Here is a 25,628-nt window from a genome sequence, read left to right as displayed (position 1 = left end):
ATAACTGCTAAATGCTTTTTTAACTTACCTTACTTCGCTGCTCGGCTATACCAAGGTGATCGTGCATCTGTCATTTCGTACAAACTGTACTTACGATTTAGCATTTGGCCACCATCGCGAGTCAGCGGTACCCAAGATACTGTCGCACGGTTGGTGCTTGGTTTCACCGTCATCAAATCAAACGGAATCGACACATAAAAGCCTTTAGTAAAGCTACCTTCACCGAATTCTTCTGCTGATAGATTCGTGAAAGATGCAAATGCGCCAGCAATCACGCCGCTATCAAACTGCTTCGAGAAATCCACCGTCATCCCTTTATCTTCGGTTAAGTACTGGCCAGCACTCATTTTCAATAAGGTATTAGGTAAGAGGCTCCATTGCGGTGTGTAATACACACTAGCATGGCCAGTAACCGTTCCCGTTTGTACACGATAAGTACGGTTGGTGCTTGGGTCGATTTGAACTTCATCAGTAAAGAAACCAAACTGTGAATTAGGGTCACGCTGTTTCACATAGTTAACATCGAAGCCTACTGCCCAGTTGCTGTTCATTGGGCGATATAAGACTTCACCACCAATACCGCCAAACATCATTTCAAGATAACCGCCATAGGCTTGACTGTAGAAGTTATCACCAAAGTGATCCATCCAAGTAAGTTGTAAGTTATCCAAGCGAACCGGGTTATCGCTGATATAGCTACGAACTAAGGTACGAACACGTTTCAAATCAGTACCATCTGGTGGTGGACCTTGGTACTTGAATTGGTCATAGTTATCGTAGATGTTGAAATACACCGAACCACTGGCTTCAACATGATTACCTAGCCAGTAAGACGCATTAGCATTAATACCAATATTGAATAGATAGAAAGCTTCTGGGCTACCAAATGATTGTTGTAGTGTAGGGGCGATTCCCCAATCAAAGTCATTGTCTGCATTAGCGACTTGTTGACCATGAACTGACATAGCTGTTGTGGTTGAACTTGTGTCTTTTACTTTGGCGTCAATGTATTCATGATTAGCCACTTTAGCAAAGTGCTCTGCATCAATACGGGTTTCGGTTGTTGGCTGGTTATTATTGGTTTCAACCAAGCGGTACTCATCAACGTTAACCCCAGTATTTGCCAACACCAAAGCGGCACGCTCGTGGGCTTCATTGCGGTCACGGTATTTGGTTTGGTTGCCAACGACGGTGATCGATGATTTATCGCCGGTTAGTGTGTCTTTTTCATTGATGTAAATAGCAGCATCATCGTAACCAGCATTAGTCGCAAGTTGTTCTTTCACCCGCTGCCAATCTGTTGTGTTGATATCAGCTTGTTGTGATGTCGGTGTATAAGCTACTTTGGGCTCATCGTGCCAGGTTGTGGTTAAGTCATTAAAGTTGGTATTTAGGTTTACCCCAAAGGTCCAAGTATTACCGCGTTCATAACTTAAACGCATGTCGCCCCAGTCACCTAAACGGTATAGAGCACCATAGTTAATTTGGCTATCTTGCGGCATATCGATAGGACCACGAGTGACGGGGAAATCGCTCTTATAGTCGTTACCATCCCATTCGGCTTTTAAGCGCAGCGGTGCCCAAGGTGTTTGATATTCGACACCACCAAATACAGCTGCGCAGCCAGTGAACCAGCGTTTGTAATCAACCTGGCCACCTTTGCCTTTAAAGGATGTATCACGGCCACAATCTCGCCCTGCTGATTTATCGCCACTTAAATTAGCACTGTTACCGATATAGCCCCAACCCACCCCTAAGGTAAAATCAAGTGGGCCAAAGTGCTTGCTAGCAGCAATAAATTCACCATCAAACAGGCCAGTACCACCAATATCACGCAAACCGATAGAGGTCTCTGGCAGCCAGTAACTTTCTTCGAGCAAACGGAACTTAACATCTATACCTTTATCGGTTAATTTGTTATCACCGCTAAAGTCAGGATCTGGGTTATAAAGAATATCTTGGACATTGGTATAGCGGATGGTGGTTTCCATCCAAGGCAATAACTGTAGCGAAACTGTGTAGTGATGGTACTCTTTGTTAAAAGTCGCGCCTAAGGTAAATTCACCTTCTTTGGCAACGCGCCCTGTTGGCATTTGCATCAAACCTACGCCACCAAAATCAGATTGTGACGGTGTAAATGTAGGGGAGTCAAACTCATCAGCTTGAACATGACAAATAGGCGTTAATGCGAGCGCTAATGCCGAAAGCGCAAAAGTGTTTGTTTTTTTCATTACAATACTCGCTCCCGTAGTAGGGAAACAACCGCTTGGTTTATCTCGTTAAACCCTGAAGCATCAAAACCCAAATTATCCAATGGCGCCAGCCAGCCGCCAGTAAACGGTAGGTAAATAATCGCACCTGGGGCGACATCGTGGTGACGGTCGTTCCAATAAGCGATAGGGTGCGTTTCCACTTTGCCATCTGGTTGGATCACAACCGCAGTATCATTCTCAGCAGCAGAAATAGTTTCCGCTTGATTTAGGTATTCGGCTGTCGATTGGCGTTGTTGCCACTTTACAGCACCTGCTTCAGTTACCGCGCCTAACACCCAGACTTGTTGCGAGCGAGCAGGCAATTGCAGTGTTAATTCACCTGATAATAACGGATTAGCATTGCTTGTGATGCGGGCTTGGTCGTAGTCCAACTCAAGCGGTGCACGCTTTGCAAAGTGACTGCTAGCAATAAACTGATGCAGTCTTGCTAGTGCTGCGTAGCGCTCATCACCTTGGTCAAACTCACTTTGTTTTCCTGCAATTAAAGCTAATAAAGCCGATTTTTCTTGCTCTAAAGGGGGAGTGAAAATGGCTGCTTGTAACCAATATACTGGCGTCGTTAGTAATGCGTGTTTCGCGATTTGTAATTGAGCGTCTTTTAATACTTGCTCGGTACGTACTGCACTCGCATAGTTAAGCGTGATTTGTTTGCGCTTACTTTGAACTTGCCCTGTATGTATTTGTACTGTTGTATTTGCTGTCTCTGCATAAGTGGCTGAAGTTGCCAGCAAAGAAAAAGCGATGATCAGCAAAGGGGTAAGTAACGATTTCATGATATTACCCTTAAGAAAATGGTTTCAAGATTGAAAATTCGACCACAGGCAAGCCAGGGGCAAGCTGTTGGCGGCTTTTTATAACAGTCCCATTTTTTGGGTTTAACCAAAATTCATTTTGGTAGCTCTTTCCTAAGCTTGGTACGTTAACCTCTTCCGTAAAGTACAAGCTTTTAACGGGTTGGTCGTTAATGACGATAACTTGCTCAGAACCGTTTGAGAATGTGGAGTTAACGGTATAGCCAAAATGGTAACCTGGCTGCCAATCAAGGGTGCGAGTCCAAGTTTTAGGCGTTAAAGCTTGGTGTAACCCTAATGCTAAAGGGTCGATAGTCGTACTGGTGGTTGCCACTAAGTTCCCTTGGGTGAGAGAGGCTGTTTTGGTAATACGGCCTGCTTGAGTCACAATTAAGCCGCGATCGGCTGAGAGCCATTTTAGTTGTGGCGCAGTACGGTCATTAGTCGAGTCTTGCGCACTTAGTATAATATCTTGCTCAGCAAAGGCTAATACCATGAAAGCCTGAGGGCCGTCACCGATACGTGCATACATGCTGGCATAAGGTAGCTGGTTAATCGCTTGGGCTGTAAGCTGTGTGTCATCGTCACCAAACAAGGCTAACTTAGCGGTGTCGTTGACATCTTGGAACTTTTGACTACAGCCAGTGAGTAGTGTTAGGCATAAAAAAATCCCACCAAATGGGATTGTGAAGTGAGATCTTCGCATCCTAGCGCAACTTAAATTTTAAAAAGGGTAAGAAAATAACCACACCCTATACTATGTAGATTTTATCGATAGTTAGAGGTGTGGTTCATTATATTTATCGCTTCTTGAATAGTTAATTAGTCAGTTCGTCTTTTAACCTCGAGATTAAGCAACTAAGCAACTAAGCAACTAAGCAACTAAGCTTATGCTGCAGGAGCAGATACTGACGTTGTAGAGTTGTTGCTACCTGAATCTGCTACGGCAACAACAGCAACAGCTGCTGCTACGCCAACAGCGATAGTTGTAGCAGTAACACCACCAACGGCTGCTGTAGCCGCGCCAGCTGTACCAGCTGCAGTGCCTGTTGCGGCTGTTGTAGTTGTCGCTGCAGTTGTGCCTGTTGTACCAGTTGTCGCGCCTGCAGTACCTGCTGTCTCAGTTGCTGCAAGTGCTGAACCAGACATAGCAAGTGCCGCTAATACCACCAATGCTGTCTTTTTCATAAGTTGTCCTTGTTGTTCTAAAAACGTTATAAATAAACATAAAAAGAAGGAAGCCTTCTACCCACAATAATATGCGGTTATGCCGTGTTAAGCAATCACGTCTCTCATTCCTCTTGTGAATCATTAACTCAATTCAAAACATTTATTTCGCCGTGTTTGTTTTAAAATAATAATAAAAGCAAGGTGTTATTTTTAAATTGGATATTCAGCTGTCAAGATAAAGACATAAAGACTGAAAATAGAGAGGGTGTTTTGAGACCGAGCTCTAAAAAGTGGTTTTGATAGTCCTTTATTTTGGTAATTAAATTACGTAAAATACAGCCGTTAATTTGTTGTATCGAAAGATATGTGTAACAAACGAGTTTAGATAAGAGGGCTAAATTTTTTAAAAGCCTTTTCTGTAGCACGTCAAATTGACAGGTTAAGGTCTAGTACTGTTCTTTAAGTGAAGATCAAGTGAAGACATAAAATATGCAGATTCATTTTCGATAGCAGATTGGGGGCTGACATCCCAAGGGCGGTAGCGTACTTAAATTGTGGGGGCTGGTGTATAAGCCTCAGTGTAAAGAGTAACTAAAACCCCCTGCTAATCCCTTCATCATCTTTACTATAACGATATAATCTCATGGATTTTAAGAAAAAATTACTTATTACTGCAATGACATCCTCCTTGCTGGTAGGCTGCGCTGTGCCTGGTTCACATCTAGAACTTGATAATAAAAATATTATTGAGCCAGAGCAGACGGATACAAGCACCGAAAATAGCATTGATGATCGCGTCAATGTTTACCCTTTAACCACGCAGTTAGTTGGTCAACTTAAAGCACCTAAAACCCAGTCTAGAACGAACCCTAGCTTAGATGCCCAACTAATTCGATACCAATACCGCGTTGGCCCAGGGGATATCCTTAATGTCACTATTTGGGACCACCCTGAACTAACCATACCTGCGGGCTCCTACCGTAGTTCAAGCGAATCAGGTAACTGGGTTCATGCTGATGGCACTATCTTTTACCCATATATCGGCTTAGTGAAAGTCGAAGGCAAAACCGTTACCCAAATTCGTGATGAAATGGCACGCCGATTAGCCAAGTTTATTGAAGCGCCGCAAGTCGATGTGAACGTTGCCGCGTTTCGCTCTCAAAAAACCTACATTACAGGCGAAGTCAATAAACCAGGCCAACAAGCCATTACTAACGTGCCATTAACTCTGCTTGATGCTGTTAACCGTGCGGGTGGCTTAAATACCGATGCGGATTGGCGCAATGTGACCTTAACGCGTAATGGTGTTGAACAAAGCCTGTCATTACATGCGCTGATGCAACGTGGTGATTTAATGCAAAATCGCCTGCTTGAACCTGGCGATATTGTGCATGTGCCGCGTAACGATGCACAAAAAGTCTTTGTCATGGGCGAAGTAAAAGAGCCTAAATTGCTTAAAATCGATCGTGCAGGCATGAGCTTAACGGAAGCATTAAGTGGTGTAGGTGGCATTAACGAACTTGAAGCCGATGCGACAGGTATTTTCGTTATTCGTAGCACGCTAAATCAGCAAGCGGTTAATCAAGGCGAACAGCCTATAAACCAAGAACAACAAACGAGTAATCAGGGTACAGTAGCCAATATTTATCAACTAAATATTAAAGATGCTTCAGCATTGGTGATAGGTACTGAATTTGAACTACAGCCTTACGATATTGTGTATGTGACAGCGGCGCCAATCTCGCGCTGGAACCGTGTAGTAAAACAGCTACTACCGACAATTTCAGGGTTTAATAACCTAACCGAAGGTGTTAACCGAGTGAGGGTTTGGTAATGTTTAATAAAATTTTGGTGGTGTGTGTAGGTAATATTTGTCGCTCACCCTCTGGCGAGTACATGCTCAAAAAATTGTTGCCAACAAAAGAGATTGCTTCCGCTGGGGTTGGTGCCCTAGTTGGTAAGCCTGCCGATAAAATGGCAGCACAAGTTGCACAAGAACACGGTATCAGCTTAGATGGGCATGTCGCACAGCAAGTGACTAGTAATTTGTGCCGTGACTATGATCTGATTTTAGTGATGGAAAAAGGCCATATCGACGCTGTTGCGAATATTGCCCCTGAAGCACGCGGCAAAACCATGCTGTTCGGCCAATGGATAGGGCAACAAGATATTCCTGATCCATACCGCCAAAGCCGCGAGGCTTTTGATCATGCTTACGCATTAATTGATGATGCCGCACAAGCATGGGCGAAAAAGTTATAAATAGCGTCTTGTTTAGTCAATAAACGAGCCTAGTTATTGCAAAAAAATTGCAAGAAAGTTTGCAATTAAAAAATACGAAAATGCAGCTTAGCTGTGTTTACACAACAATACTCATTATTGGAATTAACAATGAGCATTTCTCAAAACTTGCCGCCGAAACAATCTGAGTCTGATGAAATTGATTTAGGGAAATTGTTTGGTATTTTAGTTGATAGCCGCTGGATGATTATTGCAATCACCATTATTTTCAGTGTTGTTGGGGTATGCTATGCCTTACTCGCAACACCTGTTTATAAAGCTGATGCGTTATTGCAAGTCGAAACCAAAAGCAGCGGAATGCCAGCGCTTGGTGACATGGGTGAGCTATTTGCTCAAGAGTCATCGGCGACCACAGAAATTGAGATCATTAAATCTCGGATGGTATTAGGTAAAACAGTTGATAAACTCAACCTAACAACAATTGCTAAGCCTAATTATTTTCCATTCATTGGCAAAGGTTTAGCGCGAATTACGGGGAATGAATCATCTATATCGATCGCTCGTTTTGAAATTCCTAAATACGTAGCAGAGCCGAATTTTACTCTAGTCGTTACCGATTCAGAGGCTGGCAAATTTACACTGATTGATAGCAACGAACGTGAAGTGCTAACAGGTAAAGTGAATGAATTAGCGCAAAATGGCGAATACCGTCTGTTTGTGACTGCGCTAGTGGGTGAGGTTGATAGTGAGTTTACGCTTGCTAAGCGCTCACGCTTAGATGCAATACAAGCTCTGCAACAAGATCTAGCCGTTAGTGAACGTGGTAAACAAACGGGTATTTTACAGCTTTCGTTAACCGGTGAAAATCGCGCTAACATTGAACGTGTTTTAAATGATATTAGCCAAAACTATTTTCTACAAAACGTAGAGCGTAACTCTGCAGAAGCTGAAAATAGCTTGGCGTTCTTGCGTAAACATTTACCTGATATTAAATCTGAGCTGATCACTGCTGAAGATAAGCTTAACCGTTTCCGTCAAGCTAACGACTCGATAGATCTTGGCTTAGAGGCAAAATCGACACTTGAGGTAATGGTAAAGCTAGAAGCGCAGTTAAACGAGCTGACATTTAAAGAAAGTGAAATTTCGCAACGTTTTACTAAAGAACACCCAGCCTACAGCGCCTTACTTGAAAAGCGTCAAACCTTATTAGGCGAACGTGAGCGATTAAATAAACAAGTACAAAAGTTGCCTAAAACACAGCGTGAAATACTGCGTATGACGCGAGATGTTGAAGTTAACCAACAAATTTACGTTCAACTGCTTAATAAAGTGCAAGAGCTGAATATTGTTAAAGCCAGCACTGTCGGCAATGTACGCATTTTAGACGTTGCTCAATCTTACACTCGAGCGGTTAAACCGAAGAAACCTCTGATTGTAGTTCTAGCGACTTTATTGGGCGGTATGCTTTCTGTTGCGATTGTATTACTTAAAGCCGCTTTCCACCGTGGTGTTGAAAACCCAGATGATATCGAAGCCTTAGGATTGCCTGTATACGCAAGTGTGCCTATGTCGGACTGGCAAACTGAGATCGAGAAGAAACGAGGCAACAAAAAAACACTATTGCCGGTTGAGCAAACCTTGCTTGCGGTTTCTAACCCTGCCGACCTATCCATTGAAGCGCTGCGAAGCTTACGTACCAGTCTGCATTTTGCAATGATGGAAGCAAAAAACAATATTTTGATGATCTCGGGCCCGAGTCCTGGTATTGGTAAATCGTTCGTTTCCTCAAATATGGCAGCAGTCGTTGCCAAAGCGGGTCAACGTGTATTGGTGATAGATGCTGATATGCGTAAAGGTCGAATGGAGCAGCAATTAGCAGTAGAAAATAAAATCGGTTTGTCCGATTTCCTTTCAGGTCAAACAAGTATTGAAAGCCTGATTAAAAAACCAGGCGTTGATAATTTAGATTTTATAACCCGTGGTAATGTACCACCAAATCCATCTGAGCTTTTAATGCACCCGCGTTTTAAACAGCTAATGGATTGGGCTTCTGAAAATTACGACATTGTTATCGTCGATACGCCGCCGATTCTAGCGGTAACCGATCCTGCTATTGTTGGTGCTCACGCTGGTACAACGCTATTAGTTGGACGCTTTGGTCAGAATACAGCGAAAGAAATTGCAGTGACCAAACAACGCTTTGAACAGAACGGAATCGAAGTAAAAGGCTTTATCCTGAATGCCGTTGTGCGTAAAGCAAGCAGTTATTATGGCGGTAATTATGGTTATTATAACTATAGTTATGAGTCAAAAAAATAAAGTGAATATATGGTCGAAATAAAAGAGAGGTGTTGCATGCACCTCTCTTTTTGACGACCGAACGACTTATAGGGACTCTTTCTCAAAACTAAATAAAACCCAATTTTTACAAGGGCTAACCCGTAATGGGCTGTCTCAGAATGAAATAAATATGTCTCAGTGTAGCAGAAAAAACTGAGGTGTGATCGCATGAAGCTTTTGAGAACCCTTACCTCCATCCTCACGTACGTGAATGTATTTCATGACCATAGAAGAGATTACGAATGGCTAAGAAGAAAATTCTTACGGTTTTTGGCACCCGTCCAGAAGCCATTAAAATGGCGCCTCTCGTACACGCGCTAGCAGCAGATGACCGATTTGACTCTAAGTGCTGCGTGACGGCTCAGCATCGTGAAATGCTTGATCAAGTGTTAGATCTTTTTGAAATCGCGCCTGACTATGATTTGAACTTAATGAAAGCGGGGCAAACACTTAACGAAGTAACCGCCCGTATTTTATTAGAGTTAAAGGCTGTTTTGGAAGAATTTAAGCCTGATGTTGTGTTAGTGCATGGTGATACAGCGACGACTTTTGCGACGACGCTAGCCGCTTACTATGAGCAAATTGCAGTTGGTCACGTTGAAGCTGGACTTCGTACTGGTAATATTTACTCGCCTTGGCCTGAGGAAGGTAACCGTCGATTGACTGGGGCGTTAACGAGGTACCATTTTGCTCCGACACAAAACTCAAAACAAAACCTTTTAAAAGAGAACTTCACTCCAGACGACATCTGTGTCACAGGTAACACGGTTATTGATGCCTTGCTAATGGTTAAAGATAAAATTGATACAGATACCGACTTAAATACGACGCTAGCTGCACAATTTACGTTGTTAGACGAGAACAAAAAACTCATTTTGGTTACTGGTCATCGTCGGGAAAGTTTTGGTGGTGGTTTTGAGCGTATTTGTGAAGCGTTAGCGATAACCGCAAAAGCACATCCAGAAGTTCAAATACTGTACCCAATGCACCTTAATCCCAATGTCCGAGAACCTGTGAATCGCATCTTAGCGGGAATTGATAATATTCACCTCATTGAACCTCAGCAGTATTTGCCTTTTATCTACCTTATGAGTCGCGCGCACATCATTCTTACTGACTCGGGTGGTATCCAAGAAGAGGCGCCTTCACTAGGCAAGCCAGTGTTGGTGATGCGTGATACTACAGAAAGACCAGAAGCCGTTACTGCAGGTACCGTAAAACTGGTGGGTACTGATGTTGACAAGATTGTCACAGGCTTAGAGGTGTTGTTGAGCGATGAAGAAGCTTACAAAGCAATGAGCTTCGCACACAACCCTTACGGTGATGGCTTAGCATGCCAACGAATTTTAGACGAATTAGCAAAATAAAACTTTAGGAAATTATTATGTCTTTCGAAACAATTTCAGTTATTGGCTTAGGCTACATTGGTTTACCCACAGCCGCGATGTTTGCATCACGTAAGAAAAAAGTCATCGGCGTAGATGTGAATCAACACGCTGTAGATACTATTAATCGTGGTGAGATTCATATCGTTGAGCCAGATTTAGATATGATTGTGAAAGCAGCAGTTACTGAGGGCTATCTAAAAGCAGTTACAACACCAGAAGCTGCCGATGCGTTTCTAATAGCAGTACCTACGCCTTTCAAAGAGTGCGCTGAAGGTGAAATTCCAGAGCCAGATTTGAGGTTTATTGAAGCCGCTAGTAAAGCAATTGCTCCAGTACTAAAAAAAGGTGACCTAGTAATTCTAGAATCAACTTCACCTGTTGGTGCAACTGAGCAAATGGCGGAATGGTTGGAAAAGTCTCGGCCAGACCTTTCATTCCCACAGAGCTGTGGTGAAGAAGCTGATGTTAATATTGCGCACTGTCCTGAGCGTGTTCTACCTGGCCATGTTGTTAGGGAACTAGTAGAAAATGATCGTGTAATTGGTGGCTTAACTACAAAATGCTCAGAGCGTTCTGTAGAGTTGTACAAAACCTTTGTTCTAGGTGAGTGTGTTGTCACCAATGCTCGTACGGCTGAGATGGCGAAGCTAACCGAAAACAGTTCACGTGATGTACAAATTGCTTTTGCCAACGAGCTATCAATCATCTGTGACAAGCTAGACATTAATGTCTGGGAATTGATTAAACTAGCAAATCGTCATCCGCGTGTAAATATCTTACAACCGGGTCCTGGTGTTGGCGGCCATTGTATTGCAGTTGACCCGTGGTTTATTGTTTCTAAAACACCTGAAGAAGCACAAATAATCCACACCTCACGTAAAGTAAATGATGGAAAACCAAAGTGGGTAATTAATAAAGTTAAATTGGCTATCGCAGAGTTCTTACAAGCAAACCCGGATAAAACAGCCCGTGAAGTGACGGTTGCTTGTTATGGCTTGGCGTTTAAACCGGATATTGATGACTTGCGTGAAAGCCCTGCATTAGAGATCACTAAATGCATTGCAAATAACCATGTTGGTAAAGTGCTAGCGATTGAGCCCAATGTTGAAGCCATTGGTTTAGATAATATCGAATTAGTGAGCATTGATGAGTCACTAATAAAAGCTGATATTCATGTGATGTTAGTCGATCACAAACAGTTCAGAAAAGTTAAATTAAACGATGCTTTTGTAGTAGATACGAAAGGTATTTGGTAATTATATAAGGGGTAAATCAATGTTAAATGAAAAAGTGGTACTAATTACTGGCGGTACAGGTTCTTTTGGTAAACAGTTTATCAAAACCATTCTTGAACGTTATGAAAATGTCAAAAAGATCGTTATATACTCTCGTGATGAGTTAAAACAGTTTGAGATACAACAAAACTATCCGAAAAAAGACTTCCCTCAATTGCGTTTCTTTATTGGGGATGTTAGAGATCGACAACGTATGATTCAAGCCTGTGAAGGTGTAGATGTTATTATTCATGCAGCGGCTATTAAGCAGGTTGATACCGCAGAATATAACCCAACGGAATGTATTCGTACCAACATTGATGGCGCTGAGAACGTGATTCAAGCTGCATTACAATGCGGTGTTCATGATGTGGTTGCGCTCTCCACAGATAAAGCATGCGCACCTATCAACCTTTATGGTGCAACTAAATTGGCATCAGATAAGCTTTTCGCGGCTGCGAATAATATTAAAGGGTCAAAAGACATTCGTTTTAGTGTTGTTCGTTATGGTAACGTAATGGGGTCTCGTGGTTCTGTTATTCCGTTCTTCATGAAGAAGAAAAGAGAGGGGGTAATACCTATCACACATAAAGAGATGACTCGTTTTAATATTTCATTGCAGGATGGTGTCAATATGGTGATGTATGCCCTAGAAAATCATATTGGAGGTGAAATTTTTATTCCCAAAATTCCATCATACAAAATTCTAGATATTGCAGAAGCCGTTGCCCCTGGAGTTGAAACTAAAGTAGTTGGTATTCGCCCTGGTGAGAAGCTGCATGAAGAGATGATTACTGATACAGATTCACTTAATACGATTGATCTTGGTCGTTATTACGCGATTTTGCCCTCAGTATCGTTTACTTACGAAGAAGCTGAATATATTCAACACCATAAGGCAGAAAAAGTACCGTTTGGATTTAAATATAATTCAGGTACAAATACGGAATGGGAAACAATAGAAGGTTTACGCGAGTTGATTAAAGAGCATGTTGATCCTAGCTTTTCTGTTTGATTTGGTGTCTGTATGAAAAACAAAATTTTAGCAATTATTCCGGCTAGAGGTGGTAGTAAGCGAATACCAAAGAAAAACATTAAATCATTTTTTGGTCGAGAGATTATCACTTATTCGATTGAAGCTGCGGTTAAATCAGAAATATTCCAAAAAATAATTGTTTCTACAGATTGTAACGAAATCAAAAGCGTAGCACTTACGGCAGGTGCAGAGGTTCCGTTTTTGAGAAGCGAAACAAACTCTGATGATTTTGCGACAACATTCGATGTAATCAAAGAGGTGCTGGCGGAGGTAGGGGAACAGTTTGATTATGTATGTTGCATTTATCCAACTTCAGTATTCGTCAGTCCGGAAGTGTTAGTAGACGCATACAGCAAGTTAAACAAGAATGAAAGTGCAACGAGTATCGCCTCAGTTCTCCAATACTCACATCCTATACAACGCTCACTGACAATAGATTCTGAGTATTTGGTATCTAATCATCCAGAATATTATAATTCTAGAAGCCAAGATCTGGAAGTTAACTACCATGATGCTGGGCAGTTTTATATATGTAGAACTGTCGCTGTTTTAGAAGAGGAACGCCTCATCACTAGCCGTTGCATTCCTTATGTACTGCAAGATAATCATGCCCAAGATATAGATACATTGGAAGATTGGAGTATCGCTGAACTTAAATATCAACTCTTAGTGAGAAAATAAATGAAACGAGTATTAATTGTGGGCTCCAGTGGATTATTAGGGTCTTCTTTGACAAGTTATTTGACGAGCCAATATGATGTTAAGACTGTAACAAGTTCATCCTCTGAGTCTGATTTTAAAGTGGATATGAGCTATCAAGATTCTTGTTTAAGCCTATTGAATGAAATAGCTCCTGACTTCATTATTAATTTAGCAGCATATACGAATGTAGATGGATGTGAATCTAATATTGAAAAAGCATATCGAGTAAATACTAAAATCACAGAAAACATTGCAAAACATTGCAAAGAGAATAAAAGTGTATTTGTTATCCATATATCTACTGACCATTTTTATGACGAATTTAAATCTAATGAGGGAATGGTCAAAGTATATAACTCATATGCTTTAACCAAATATAGTGCTGAATTGTCTTGCGTGTCTAAACAGACGACAATATTAAGAACAAATTTCTTCGGTCGAAGTTTTAGTCTAGTTTCCTCTGGCTTATGTGATTCTATTTATGAGTCAACTCGCAATGGAAAAGAATTGAATCTTTTCAGTGATGTCTATTTTTCACCGCTATCAATTAATACACTATGTGAAATTATAGAGTTGAGCTTAAGGAAGAAGTATCCTGGAGTATACAATGTAGGCTCTAAAGACGGAATGTCTAAGCAAGATTTTTTGCTGGAGTTTTTAAATAGATGTGGGTTTCGCGACATCAAATATAAATCGGTTTGTGTTGATTCAATGAATTTTAAAGTGAAACGTCCTAAAGATATGAGAATGGACGTAACTCTATTTGAGAAAAAATTTGAATATATATTACCATCACTAATTGATGAGATTAAGAGTGTAGCAAATGACTATAATTAATGATTTTTCTAGAAAATTAAATATTGGAAACACAGAAGTATCTAAAGAAGGTACACCTTACTTTATAGCTGATATTGGTGCAAATCATAATGGAAACTTAGAAAAGGCTAAAGAACTTATTTATCTAGCGTCAGAAGCCGGAGCTCATGCAGCTAAGTTTCAACATTTTAAAGCGGAAACCATTGTTAGCAAACATGGTTTCGAAAACCTCTCTGGTGGGCAGTCGCATCAAGATAAATGGAAGAAATCAGTTTTTGATGTGTATAAAGATGCGTCTATTAATCTGGAATGGACTCAAACATTAGTTGATACTTGTAAAGATGCAGGTGTTGAATTTTTTACGAGTCCTTACTCATTGGATCTGGTTGATTTTGTAGACCCATTTGTTCCTGCGTATAAAGTTGGTTCTGGTGATATTACTTGGCCTGAAATTATTAATAAGATGGGAAGTAAAAATAAACCTCTATTGTTGGCTTGTGGCGCATCAACGATGGATGAGGTCGACTTTGCTGTTAATACAGCACTAAGACAGACCAGTGATATAGTATTGATGCAGTGTAATACTAATTATACTGCTTCATTAGAAAATTTTAAGTATATAAACCTTAATGTATTGAAAACACTTCGAGCAATGTACCCGGATGTCATTCTTGGGTTAAGCGACCATACTCCCGGTCACTCTACCGTATTAGGTGCAATAGCGTTGGGTGCAAACGTGATAGAGAAACACTTTACGGACAGTAATAATCACGAAGGTCCTGACCACAAATTCGCGATGAACCCTCATTCATGGAAAGAAATGGTAGAGCGCTCTCAAGAGTTGCACTTTGCTTTAGGTAACGGAGTTAAAAAAGTTGAAGATAACGAGAAGGATACTGTTATCGTGCAACGTAGATCTATCCGATTCAAATCAGATATCATTGCCGGTGAGCAAATTACAAGGGAGCATCTTGAATGCTTGAGACCTTGTCCTGCGGATGGTATTGAGCCTTACCATTTAGAAGCGATTCTGGGACGAACAGTTAAAGATAGTGTTAGTAAAGGTGAGTATATTAAATGGAATCAGATAGACTAGCTGTTGTAATTCCAGCATATAACGAAGAAAGTACCATAAGCAACGTAGTTAAAGAGATATTTGATGTCCTTGGTAAAGATGTAAATGTAATAGTTGTTAATGATTGTTCAAAAGATGCTACGTCAAAACTGTCTTTAGATGCGGGTGCGATAGTGTTGAACTTAGAAAGTAATCATGGTTATGCGAAGGCAATTGAAAAGGGGCTTGACTATGCTACCGAGCACCTCAACGTTACTTATCTTTTGACTATGGATGCTGATGGTCAGCATGATCCCCGTTCGATTTTAGCTATTTACAAAAAAGCAGTTGACGGTAATTGCGATTTAGTTATTGGTCAAAGGCCAACTTGTGCTAGGTTTTCTGAACGCCTATATTCATTATATTTTAAGTTTAGATTTAAAATAACTGATCCACTTTCTGGTTTGAAGCTCTATAAAACATCTTTATATCGGCATTTTGGTATATTTGAAACTTATGATTCAATAGGTACTGAGTTGTTAACGTGCTCATTGATTAATAACAGAAAAGTAAGTCAGGTTCCAATTGTAATCAGGGATAGAAAAGATTCATCGCCGAGATTTGGTAGTTTTTGGACTGCTAATTTTAGAATAATTGCTAGCCTTTTTCATACAATAAAAAAGTTTTAATTTTAATATATTATTATTGTTAATTTTTATCTTTTAATAAATAGCCCTTGTTTCAAGGGCTTAACGTAACTAGAGCAATGAAATAAATATGTAAATAAGAGAGTCTAGCTTTAAATCAAGTATCAGACATAAAAAAGGCTAAGTACGCGATGGGTGAAAGCTACCATAATTAAGCACTGACAAGTTTTATATAATTGATATGTTTGTCAGTCACCTGAAATACCACGCTATTAACAGTGAAATTAAAATTTGTAGGGCTAGATAAACCTAATTAAAAACTTGATGATATTATCATGTGGTAGAAATTAAATGAATAGACTAGTTTTATTTTCAATTTCAAAGTATTTTGAAATTGCTGTTTTGTCAACAGCTATGCTTATTTTGGCTAATAAAATAGGCCCTCTAGAAATGGCATTAGCAATGCCTATTTTACTTTATGTGACATATTCGAACTATCTCAATGTTGGCTCGTCTCAGCTTGTATTAAAATACCTATCGAGATTGAACGGTAAGGAAGAAAAAATAGAGTTGATGAGTGTGACGATTGTGATTTTTATAATTTCATCTTTTGCTGCATTCCTATTATCTAGTTGTTTTATAACAGACGATTTTTGGCTAATAACTTCAGCTATAGTGATATCAGTATTCTTTAAAAGTTTCATGGTTGCATACCTTCGAGTAGAAGAGAAGTTTACCCCTATTAATATGAGTAATATTATAGCGTCAAGTGTATTACTTGTAATGGTTTTATGTGTTGTAGATAATTTATCAAAATATCTATATGCCTTATTTTTTTCCAATGTACTGTATATCATTATTACTTTTTTATACCACTCGAATATTAGGAACTATATCCTAAATCTATCATTACGCTTTAGTGTGGAAAAACTCTTATTTTATGTTAAAACTGGAGTGAAGATATCTTTTGTGAGTTTTTTAGTCACAGTTATTTTGACTATAGATAAAATTATGCTACAAAATATTATAATAGAAAAAGAGTTTCTGGGTACTTACCAATTAGCGGATAACATAGGTACGGCAGTTTATATGATTTTTACCACTATATTCTATTTTTTCTATCCTATTTGGCTAAAAAAAATAGATGAGGATAAGGAGTTCGAAAAAAAATATTGTGATGTTACTTTGTATTGTTTGCTTGGGATTCCTTTGATTGTTTTCGTCGCGATGCCTCTATCCTCTTTTTTTAGTGGCCTAATATTCCCTGATTTTACAGGATTAGAACTAATGATACCTAGAGTGATAGCACTAAAGCTAAGTATTATTTATCTAACATTGAGTACAACTCTTTTTATCTCTAAGAGTCGAGAGTTCCTAGCAATACTGTTGCAGATGAGCATCATTTTTTCTTTTGCTCTACTGTTTATTTTTTTTAATAGTGTTAGCTTTCTTGACAAAACTAATATTCCTTTAGTAATGGCTGGAATAATATTAACTTTTAATACAATTTTTATTTATGATTATCGAAGAAAAAATACGAAAACTAATACTTGATTTTGATGGTAGTGGCCTCAAGTCAACAGCATCGATCTCAGTTATCTCATCATCAAAAAATAATTCTGGTGGAATTGATGTGAATTCGATGTCTAATCCATCGCAAGTATTTGCGTCGGAGTTTTCTTTAATCTGGTCTCAGATAATAGAGAGTTCTCCAAAGAAAGAAAAACTAAAACTGAAGGCATCTGAGGCATATTTTTATAGAAATACAATAGTTCCAATAATGAAATGGGTTTATGCTGTTGATGAGCAAATAAAGAGAAATAATATCGAAGAAATTGAGTTTACTCAATATTACGACTCTGATTTCATATTTACTTATGAGGCTGAAGGGGAGGTTAATAAAAAGAGACTTTATAAATCTAGTTATTTTATTCCTTATATCTTACGTAAATACATTAGCGTTAACTATCCGAAAGTTAAATTAAATTATAACTGCAAAAAGGGCTTTATGCCCAAATTATCTTTCTATGTGAGGAATGTTGCTTATATAAGTACATTGTTTTTATTGTCTTTTAGTCATAGGTTTTTGGCTTTTTTTAAGAGTAAAGCTAGAAATAAAATAGATCCACTAGCGAAGGTGCTTCTTGTTCGCAGTGTTGTACAAGCAGAGTTTATCAGAGGAATGTATAATAAAAACAAAAAAAAATACACAGTTATAGCTTTTCCTCAAATATTTAAGCGAGATTCTTTTTTTGGCTATTTGAGATCTGTTGATATAGATGCAATTGACTCGAGTAGCTATGTGGGGTTATGCTATATAATAAAAGAATACTTCAAAGCTTTATTTACGCTGTTTTTTGTCAATGATAACCGAAGTCTGGTCATAAATGATGGTAGAATTATCATTCCTATCAGCAGCATTTTGAAGGATATTTCGTGTAGGCAGTTAGATTATTTACTTTATGCCGAGGGCATAGCTAATTTACTTCGCACATACCAAGTGAATAGCAATATCTATTCTTTTGATATGTTTACTCCACATTCATTTTATGTGGTTGATAAGATAAAGCTTCCTCTCTATCAAGTTCAAACAACATTGATATCACCTAAAGTCGAAGTCAATTTCATTTCAGGTGAACAGTTTTTTTTTACAAATGAATATGCATATAATAATTTCTTATCTAAGAATCCGATGCTTGAGAATAAGGTTGGTTTAAAAACTAATCTTAAATATGTCGGAGTTAACAAAAAATTTAACTTAAGTTCCAACTTAAAGTGTATTACATATTTTTCTCAGCCCTTTGAATATGCAGAAGAGCGAACGCTTTTAAAGCTGTTAGATGTTTTTTGTTTTAAAAATGATATTTTGCTAAATATCAAATATCATCCAAGACAAGAACACTATAAAGAACAATTCACTTCTCTTAAAGTATTAAATAGTTATGTTACATTTGAAGATGTTGTTGCAAGCTCAGATCTAATCATAACTAGAACTTCTTCCATTGGATTAGATTGTTGGTTACACAATATACCGGTTGTTTTTTTTAGAGGGAATGCAACCTCGAAAGCAATATCTGCTGAGTATTTACCGGTTGATTATGTAGGTGATGTATCTAATTTTGAAGAGCTTCTATTCCTGATTAATAATTTCAAATTATTACTTGATGATTTTGAGAAAATATCGTCTCAGTCCTGTTTTTCTATTGAAGATGTAATATTATGAATGGCCAAGTAAATGTCAATACTATTATTGTAAGGTTTTACCTACTGTTGCTTCCATTTATTTCTTTGATTTCCATAGTGCTATCTGGGATTAGAATCGCTGAAAATAATTCTTATGTGCAAGCCTTTCTTATTGTATTACTTTCCTTTGATATATTTATTGTTTTCTCTTGTACTAGCGTATTTAAAAATAAATGGGTGGTATTATGTGCGTTTCTGTTATTTCCGTCACTTTCGATTGGTTTGGTCAATTTTGATTTGACCAGAAGAGTTGTCACGGATTTTCTTATTCCATTTTTGTTTTTCTCGAAAGTTATTGTGTTTTCAAAGTATTGGTCTAATGATGTTTTTTCTGACTATGTAAAATATTATTCAAAGATTACATTGTTAGGGAGTTTCCTTTTAATATTTTTTATTTATTATTTGTTTTCATCAAGTGGAATTAGTAGGCTTGCAATTTTCCCTCCCCTGGAAATGACTATGGCTTATTATATGTTTTCTAATTTATGGCTTTTCCCAATATCTTTAATTTTGATTTTCTTGTATGGGAAAAGAGCTCAGTTAGTATCAGCTATTATTGTCATTGTCATTGGTGGAGCATTCTTTAAGGGGGGCTATAAGTATCTTTTTTGGTTTGGAATAGCGCTATTGTTCTTTCTTGGGGGGGTGTTTATAATCGACAACCCCGATAATTTATCTGTAAGGCGTATATTGTATACATTGGAATCGATCGATTTTAGTAGTTTAAGTTCTATAAATGCAGTTAGTGCAGGAAGATTAGACGAAGTCATGGCTATCATTCCTCATCTGGATGGTTTGAGTTTTATTTTTGGTAATGGCAACGGCTTCACATATGAGATAGTTCTCAATAGTGGAGAAATAAAAACAGCGTCAAATTCACATTTTTCCCCACTCGGTCTTTTTTCTAAGTACGGGGTTGTATTTACAGTATTTGTTTATTTTTTCTTATTTTCAGTTATTTGTAAAGGTGCTGGAAATGCTAAAAATAATAGGCTTGACTTGATTTGTTTTATTACAGCACTATTTGTTCTGCTTGAATCTTTCTTTTCTTACGCCATTTTTGCAACATCAATAAATGCAGTTGTATTGGGTTTTATTCTTAGGGGGGATAATGAGTAGGTTAGTATACCTAGTTGTGACCACATATAGATTGGGCGTTGTTAATGTAATGAGGCTTCTAGTTTATAGGTTCGCTTTATTCATAGGACTTAAGCGAGTGGAAGCTCTTGGTCAAGATCCAGTAAGTGGAGTTTTGTTTCGCCCGATAAGGCATTTGACCGAATGTAAATCCCACCAACATTATGAACTAGTCCCTTTTGGATGGATGCCTAAGCAGTGCGTTACTCAGTTGAAGTGGGATAGGAATATATTAACAGGCTGCAGATTTTCTGGGATGAGAAGGCCTTGGTTCAGTTTGTCTGACTTTGATTCAAATATTGGTGATATAAAAGGTATTTGGGAAGTATCAAGGTTCAATTGGGCTTTGGGATTAGCAAAAGATTATCTTGCAGGGAGAGATGCAGCTTTAGAGGAGCTAAATGCTACCGCAAAAAGTTGGATGGACCAGAATGAGCCTTATCTTGGCCCGAATTGGAAATGTGGACAAGAAGCCTCGATACGGGTTATGCATTTAGCGTTCACTGCTAAACTGCTGAATCAAGTACATCAGCCTGAACCTACACTTTTGGCGTTGGTGAAGGCTCATCTTCAACGAATAGCTCCGACGATCTCCTACGCTGTTGCACAAGATAATAACCATGGTACGTCTGAGGCGGCAGCTTTGTTCATTGGTGGTAGCTGGTTGGTTATTAATGGTGATGAAAGTGGTGAACGTTGGCAAAAGCTAGGGCGAAAATGGTTAGAAAACCGAGCCAAGCGCCTGATTGCCAAAGATGGCACCTTCAGCCAGTATTCAGCTAACTACCACAGGGTGATGTTAGATACCTACTCAATGGCAGAGCTTTGGCGCCGAGAATTAGAGCTGACCCCATTTACTACAGAACTGACAAAAAGAATAAGTTTGGCTACTCAGTGGCTTTATCAGCTAGTCGAACCATCAACTGGTGATGCGCCTAACTTAGGTCATAATGACGGCGCTCATTTGTTACAATTAACAGACACCGACTATCGAGATTTTCGTCCATCCGTCCAGCTTGCCTCTGTAGTGTTTCTTCAAGCTTCTGCATGGCAGGAGGATGGGAAGTATGATGAGGTGCTTTCATTATTGCAGTTGCGACCCCCCCAAAAAAACTTACAAACTCAAACATCGTTTCACTTTGATCAAGGTGGCTATATTGGCCTAAGAAATAAATCAGGAGCATTTGCTTTCTTTAACTATCCCAAGTTCCGATTTAGGCCAGCCCAAAACGATGCACTTCATGTGGATCTATGGCGCGATGGAGTCAACCTATTACGCGATGGTGGCACGTTCAGTTATAACGCAGGTCAAGACTATATTGATTACTATGGAGGAACGCAAAGTCATAACACCATTCAATTTGACGAGCATGAGCAAATGCCAAGAATTAGCCGCTTTTTGTTAGGTAGTTGGTTAAAAGCAAAGAACGTCAACTTCGATGAACAGCTGTTAACTGGCCAAGCGGGTTACAGAGATTATTTGGGATGTGAGCATCATAGAAAGATTGTTCTCTCGGAAACGTCTTTGACGGTAACAGACCAAGTGCAAGGTATTAAAAATAAAGCAATCCTTCGTTGGCGACTCAACCCTGATAATTGGGTGGTTCAAGGTCACAAAGTAACGAACGGCAATCACGAGATCAAAATGGATAGCGACGTAAAGATTGATCGTTTAGAAATCGTAGAAGGCAGAGAGTCCCGTTATTACTACCAAGAAACTTCTATCCCTGTTCTTGAGGTAGAGATTTCGTCAGATGGCAACATTACAACAGAGTACCAATTTCACTCATGAATATTCTTTATTTTCATCAACACTTTTCTACACCAAAAGGTTCGACTGGGATACGCTCCTATGAAATGGCTAAGCGCCTGATTCATCACGGGCATAATGTCACTATGGTTTGTGGTACTTACGGTGGTGGCGAAACCGGCCTAGATTCTGTGTTTACCGCGGGTAGACGCGAAGGTACTGTTGATGGTATTCGCATCATAGAATTTGATTTGGCTTATTCAAACTCAGATGGTTTTTTAAAGCGCAGTATGACGTTTGTTAAGTTTGCATTGAAAAGTATTGGCCTTGCCTTTATTGAAAAATATGACGTGCTTTTTGCTACCACAACGCCTCTTACAGCCGGAATTCCGGGTATATTTGCTCGCTGGTTACGTGGCAAGCCATTTGTTTTTGAAGTGCGAGATTTATGGCCAGAGTTACCCAAAGAGATGGGGGTAATCAAAAACCCTGTCATTCTGGCGCTGATGTCTTTCTTAGAGTGGGCATCTTACCGTAGCGCGCATCGTTGCATTGGTTTGTCTCCTGGTATTGTTGAGGGAATTAAAAAGCGCGGCGTTGATGAAAGAAAAATAACTATGGTGCCTAATGGCTGTGATTTATCTATCTTTAGCCAACCAAGCGAGCTTTGGCGCCCTGAGGGAGTTAAAAATAACGATCTGATGGCGATCTTTACAGGCACTCATGGAATGGCAAATGGTCTCAACGCTGTTTTAGATACTGCTGTTGAGCTCCGAAAACGGGGCCGAGAAGACATTAAGCTAGTTTTAGTTGGGCAAGGTAAATTAAAGCCTGAACTAGAGAAACGAGCGACAGAAATTGAATTAGATAATGTCGTATTTCACCCGCCGGTAAATAAAGAAAAACTGTCTGGTTTAATGGCAAGTGCAGACGTAGGTATGCAGCTATTAGCGAATATTCCAGCCTTTTATTACGGTACGTCGCCCAATAAATTTTTCGACTATATATCCGCGGGGTTACCTGTTATCAATAATTACCCAGGTTGGTTAGCGGGAATGATTGAGCAAACACAATGTGGATTTTCTGTTCAGCCGGAGGACCCGAAAGCGTTTGCTGACGCGTTAGAAAATGCGGCTGACCAAAGGGAAGCCTTAGCTAAAATGGGAACGAATGCCCGTCAGCTTGCTGAAAGTAAGTTTGACCGCTCTCTATTGGCGGATAAATGGGTGGCTTGGGTGACTGGTGTTAATTCACCCGAGGTAACTTCTTCAGAGGTAAATGATGAAAAGACTGTTTGATTTTCTCGTGTCTCTTATTGCACTTATCTTGTTAGCTCCTGTTATTGCCTTAGTGGCTTGGAAGATTCGAAAAAACCTTGGCTCTCCCGTTTTATTTCGTCAAACTCGCCCCGGGTTGAACGGAAAGCCATTTGAGATGGTGAAGTTTCGCAGCATGAAAGATGCGGTGGATCAGCAGGGCAACTCGCTACCTGACTCTGAGCGTATGACGCCGTTTGGTGATAAATTACGCTCAAGTAGCCTAGATGAGTTACCTGGGCTTTGGAACGTTTTTAAGGGTGACATGAGTTTAGTGGGCCCTCGTCCTTTATTGGTACAATATCTCCCCCTTTATAATAAAGAGCAAGCTCGCCGCCATGACGCTCGCCCTGGAATTACGGGGTGGGCGCAAATTAATGGGCGCAATGCGATCAGCTGGGAAGAAAAGTTCGAATTAGACGTTTGGTATGTAGACAACAGAAATCTTTGGCTAGATATTAAAATTCTGTTCCTAACGGTAAAAAAAGTCTTTGTTAAAGAGGGTATATCAGCAGATGGGCACGTTACCATCGAACCTTTTACGGGTTCACAGCATCAAGGCAATAACCAATCATGAAAAGTTGCGCCATTTTAGGTGCCAGTGGACATGGCAAAGTTGTGGCTGAAATAGCTGAACTCAATGGTTTTCAAAATATCGTTTTTTTTGATGACCGCTGGCCAAGCTTAAAATCCGTCGAACATTGGTCGGTGTCTGGTGATACAAGCACGCTGCTCTCTACCGTGAAAGAGTATGACCTTACTGTGGTCGCGATTGGTCACAATGCGATTCGCTGTTCCAAACAGCGTGAATTGAGTTCTGCGGGAGCGAACTTTGATGTGCTTGCCCACCCAAGTGCGGTGATAAGTAAGTATGCTAATATTGGCATCGGTTCGGTTGTTATGCCGAATGCAGTTGTGAACCCTTTTAGTCATATTGGTGCTAGCTGCATTGTTAATACTGGCTCTACTGTTGATCATGATTGTAAGCTTGCTGAAGGTGTCCACATTAGCCCTGGCGTTAACTTAGCTGGTGGCGTTGAAGTTGGCAAAAACACTTGGATAGGAATCGGAAGCCAAGTTAAACAACTTATTGTTATTGGATGTGATGCCGTCGTTGGTGCTGGCTCAACCGTTATCAATAATGTTCCAAATTTTAAAACAGTCGTGGGCTCTCCAGCTTATGAGCTTATCAAATCATAAAAATTAAAACTGATTAGGTGACATCGTGCTTAATACACCATTTTCTCCATGGCCTTCCTTTACTGAAGAAGAAGGCAATGCGGTACGTGATGTGCTGCTATCAAACAAAGTCAATTACTGGACCGGTCAAGAATGCCGTGAATTTGAAAAAGAATTTGCTAATTGGGCTGGCTGTGAATATGCGATTGCACTGGGTAATGGCACGCTCGCACTAGATGTGGCATTAAAAGCATTAGGTGTTGGTGCTGGCGATGATGTGATTACCACGCCTCGTACGTTTTTGGCTTCTGCGTCATCAATTGTAACCGCTGGTGCTAATCCAATTTTTGCGGATGTGGATTTAAATAGCCAGAATATTACTGCAGAAACGATAGAAGGTGTATTAACGCCTAATACAAAAGCCGTGATTGTTGTTCACCTTGCAGGTATGCCTGCAGAGATGGATGCGATAATGGCATTGTCTGAAAAGTATGGTTTTAAAGTAATTGAAGATTGTGCTCAAGCCCATGGTGCGAAATATAAAGGCCGTAGTGTAGGTACTATTGGTCATATTGGCGCGTGGTCTTTCTGCCAAGATAAGATCATGACCACTGGTGGCGAAGGTGGCATGGTAACCACCAATGATAAAGATTTGTGGTCATTTATGTGGTCTTACAAAGATCATGGCAAGAACTATGACGCTATCTATAATCGTCAGCATCCGCCAGGTTTTCGTTGGTTACACGATAGTTTTGGCACTAACTGGCGCATGACAGAAATGCAAGCGGTTATCGGGCGAATCCAGCTTACTCGTATGCAAGCTTGGACATCACAACGTCAATCTAACGGCAAGCAAATCGATGATGCCGTGGCTGACCTGTCTATTGTTCGTCGAGTTGACGTTCCAGAATATAGCGAGCATGCTGAATACAAGCATTATTTGTTTGTTGAATCGCAATATTTAGCAGAGGGCTGGACAAGAGATCGTATCGTTGAAACTATTGTCTTTAAAGGTGTTCCTTGTTTCCAAGGCAGTTGTTCTGAAGTGTATAATGAGAAAGCTTTTGATAATACGCCTTGGCGACCTGCGGAACCTTTGCAAAATGCAGTCATGTTAGGGGAAACAAGCGTAATGCTGCTAGTTCACCCGACGTTAACGCAAGATGAAATTAACATAACTTGTAGTGTATTACGTGAAGTTCTGTTAGTAGCAACAAAATAATAACTAATAGGCAGGTGATAAAGCCTGCTTTTCTACAAAATAAAGTTGG

General features: G+C 39.8%; 22 protein-coding genes. 18 read left to right on the top strand and 4 right to left on the bottom strand.

The window, feature by feature from the left end:
* Window positions 1-29: 29 nt before the first annotated feature.
* From OCU77_RS12710 to OCU77_RS12695, 4 genes are all read right to left on the bottom strand, one after another.
* On the bottom strand, window positions 30-2,231 hold the full coding sequence (locus OCU77_RS12710) for a YjbH domain-containing protein (RefSeq protein WP_048900948.1): 2,202 nt from the start codon (window positions 2,229-2,231) through the stop codon (window positions 30-32).
* Window positions 2,231-3,046 (bottom strand): capsule biosynthesis GfcC family protein, encoded by an 816-nt coding sequence (locus tag OCU77_RS12705; RefSeq protein WP_048900949.1) that lies wholly within the window; start codon window positions 3,044-3,046, stop codon window positions 2,231-2,233. The genes OCU77_RS12710 and OCU77_RS12705 overlap by 1 nt, the downstream gene beginning before the upstream one ends.
* Window positions 3,047-3,056: 10 nt before the next feature.
* Complete coding sequence (locus OCU77_RS12700) at window positions 3,057-3,770, bottom strand: YjbF family lipoprotein (RefSeq protein ID WP_048900950.1); 714 nt, start codon at window positions 3,768-3,770, stop codon at window positions 3,057-3,059.
* A gap of 182 nt (window positions 3,771-3,952) precedes the next feature.
* Entirely contained in the window at window positions 3,953-4,252 is a 300-nt protein-coding gene (locus OCU77_RS12695; RefSeq protein ID WP_048900951.1) for a hypothetical protein, read from the bottom strand.
* A 625-nt stretch (window positions 4,253-4,877) separates the two neighbouring features.
* Between OCU77_RS12695 and OCU77_RS12690 the strand changes: the two genes are divergently transcribed.
* The 18 genes from OCU77_RS12690 (at window position 4,878) to OCU77_RS12605 (ending at window position 25,579) form a co-directional block, all read left to right on the top strand.
* Entirely contained in the window at window positions 4,878-6,068 is a 1,191-nt protein-coding gene (locus OCU77_RS12690; RefSeq protein ID WP_107302918.1) for a polysaccharide export protein, read from the top strand.
* On the top strand, window positions 6,068-6,496 hold the full coding sequence (locus tag OCU77_RS12685) for an arsenate reductase/protein-tyrosine-phosphatase family protein (protein WP_048900952.1): 429 nt from the start codon (window positions 6,068-6,070) through the stop codon (window positions 6,494-6,496). Before OCU77_RS12690 ends, OCU77_RS12685 begins: the two co-directional genes overlap by 1 nt.
* A 129-nt stretch (window positions 6,497-6,625) precedes the next feature.
* Window positions 6,626-8,794, top strand: coding sequence for a polysaccharide biosynthesis tyrosine autokinase (locus tag OCU77_RS12680; RefSeq protein WP_048900953.1), 2,169 nt, complete (start codon window positions 6,626-6,628; stop codon window positions 8,792-8,794).
* A 263-nt stretch (window positions 8,795-9,057) separates the two neighbouring features.
* Window positions 9,058-10,182: a non-hydrolyzing UDP-N-acetylglucosamine 2-epimerase gene (gene wecB, locus OCU77_RS12675; RefSeq protein ID WP_048900954.1), complete on the top strand. Its 1,125-nt coding sequence runs from the start codon at window positions 9,058-9,060 to the stop codon at window positions 10,180-10,182.
* Window positions 10,183-10,199: 17 nt separating this feature from the next.
* Window positions 10,200-11,459, top strand: coding sequence for a UDP-N-acetyl-D-mannosamine dehydrogenase (gene wecC / locus OCU77_RS12670; protein WP_048900955.1), 1,260 nt, complete (start codon window positions 10,200-10,202; stop codon window positions 11,457-11,459).
* Window positions 11,460-11,478: 19 nt separating this feature from the next.
* Window positions 11,479-12,492 carry a UDP-N-acetylglucosamine 4,6-dehydratase (inverting) gene (gene pseB, locus OCU77_RS12665; RefSeq protein ID WP_048900956.1) on the top strand — a complete coding sequence of 338 codons (1,014 nt, stop codon included), beginning with the start codon at window positions 11,479-11,481 and terminating at the stop codon, window positions 12,490-12,492.
* 12 nt (window positions 12,493-12,504) lie between these two features.
* The gene (gene pseF, locus OCU77_RS12660; protein WP_048900957.1) at window positions 12,505-13,194 is read left to right on the top strand and encodes a pseudaminic acid cytidylyltransferase; all 690 of its coding nucleotides are present in this window, start codon (window positions 12,505-12,507) and stop codon (window positions 13,192-13,194) included.
* Complete coding sequence (locus OCU77_RS12655; protein ID WP_048900958.1) at window positions 13,195-14,052, top strand: sugar nucleotide-binding protein; 858 nt, start codon at window positions 13,195-13,197, stop codon at window positions 14,050-14,052.
* Window positions 14,039-15,127: an N-acetylneuraminate synthase family protein gene (locus OCU77_RS12650; protein WP_048900959.1), complete on the top strand. Its 1,089-nt coding sequence runs from the start codon at window positions 14,039-14,041 to the stop codon at window positions 15,125-15,127. Before OCU77_RS12655 ends, OCU77_RS12650 begins: the two co-directional genes overlap by 14 nt.
* Window positions 15,109-15,774: a glycosyltransferase family 2 protein gene (locus tag OCU77_RS12645; RefSeq protein WP_107302917.1), complete on the top strand. Its 666-nt coding sequence runs from the start codon at window positions 15,109-15,111 to the stop codon at window positions 15,772-15,774. The genes OCU77_RS12650 and OCU77_RS12645 overlap by 19 nt, the downstream gene beginning before the upstream one ends.
* 309 nt (window positions 15,775-16,083) lie before the next feature.
* Window positions 16,084-17,286: a hypothetical protein gene (locus tag OCU77_RS12640; RefSeq protein WP_048899062.1), complete on the top strand. Its 1,203-nt coding sequence runs from the start codon at window positions 16,084-16,086 to the stop codon at window positions 17,284-17,286.
* Window positions 17,249-18,955: a hypothetical protein gene (locus OCU77_RS12635; protein ID WP_048899063.1), complete on the top strand. Its 1,707-nt coding sequence runs from the start codon at window positions 17,249-17,251 to the stop codon at window positions 18,953-18,955. The genes OCU77_RS12640 and OCU77_RS12635 overlap by 38 nt, the downstream gene beginning before the upstream one ends.
* Window positions 18,952-20,094: a hypothetical protein gene (locus OCU77_RS12630; RefSeq protein ID WP_048899064.1), complete on the top strand. Its 1,143-nt coding sequence runs from the start codon at window positions 18,952-18,954 to the stop codon at window positions 20,092-20,094. Before OCU77_RS12635 ends, OCU77_RS12630 begins: the two co-directional genes overlap by 4 nt.
* A gap of 295 nt (window positions 20,095-20,389) precedes the next feature.
* A complete protein-coding gene (locus OCU77_RS12625) occupies window positions 20,390-21,904 on the top strand; it encodes a heparinase II/III family protein (RefSeq protein ID WP_239685980.1) in 1,515 nt (504 codons plus the stop codon).
* Between the two features lie 65 nt (window positions 21,905-21,969).
* Complete coding sequence (locus OCU77_RS12620; RefSeq protein ID WP_244915183.1) at window positions 21,970-23,160, top strand: glycosyltransferase family 4 protein; 1,191 nt, start codon at window positions 21,970-21,972, stop codon at window positions 23,158-23,160.
* On the top strand, window positions 23,144-23,755 hold the full coding sequence (locus tag OCU77_RS12615; protein WP_162845627.1) for a sugar transferase: 612 nt from the start codon (window positions 23,144-23,146) through the stop codon (window positions 23,753-23,755). The genes OCU77_RS12620 and OCU77_RS12615 overlap by 17 nt, the downstream gene beginning before the upstream one ends.
* Window positions 23,752-24,378 carry an acetyltransferase gene (locus OCU77_RS12610; protein ID WP_048899067.1) on the top strand — a complete coding sequence of 209 codons (627 nt, stop codon included), beginning with the start codon at window positions 23,752-23,754 and terminating at the stop codon, window positions 24,376-24,378. Before OCU77_RS12615 ends, OCU77_RS12610 begins: the two co-directional genes overlap by 4 nt.
* Before the next feature lie 25 nt (window positions 24,379-24,403).
* On the top strand, window positions 24,404-25,579 hold the full coding sequence (locus OCU77_RS12605; protein WP_048899068.1) for a DegT/DnrJ/EryC1/StrS family aminotransferase: 1,176 nt from the start codon (window positions 24,404-24,406) through the stop codon (window positions 25,577-25,579).
* Window positions 25,580-25,628: the final 49 nt, after the last annotated feature.

Source organism: Photobacterium swingsii, assembly GCF_024346715.1.
Lineage (GTDB): Bacteria > Pseudomonadota > Gammaproteobacteria > Enterobacterales > Vibrionaceae > Photobacterium > Photobacterium swingsii.
The sequence above is the reverse complement of the archived record's forward strand: the minus strand, read 5'-3'. Positions and strand labels throughout refer to the sequence as shown.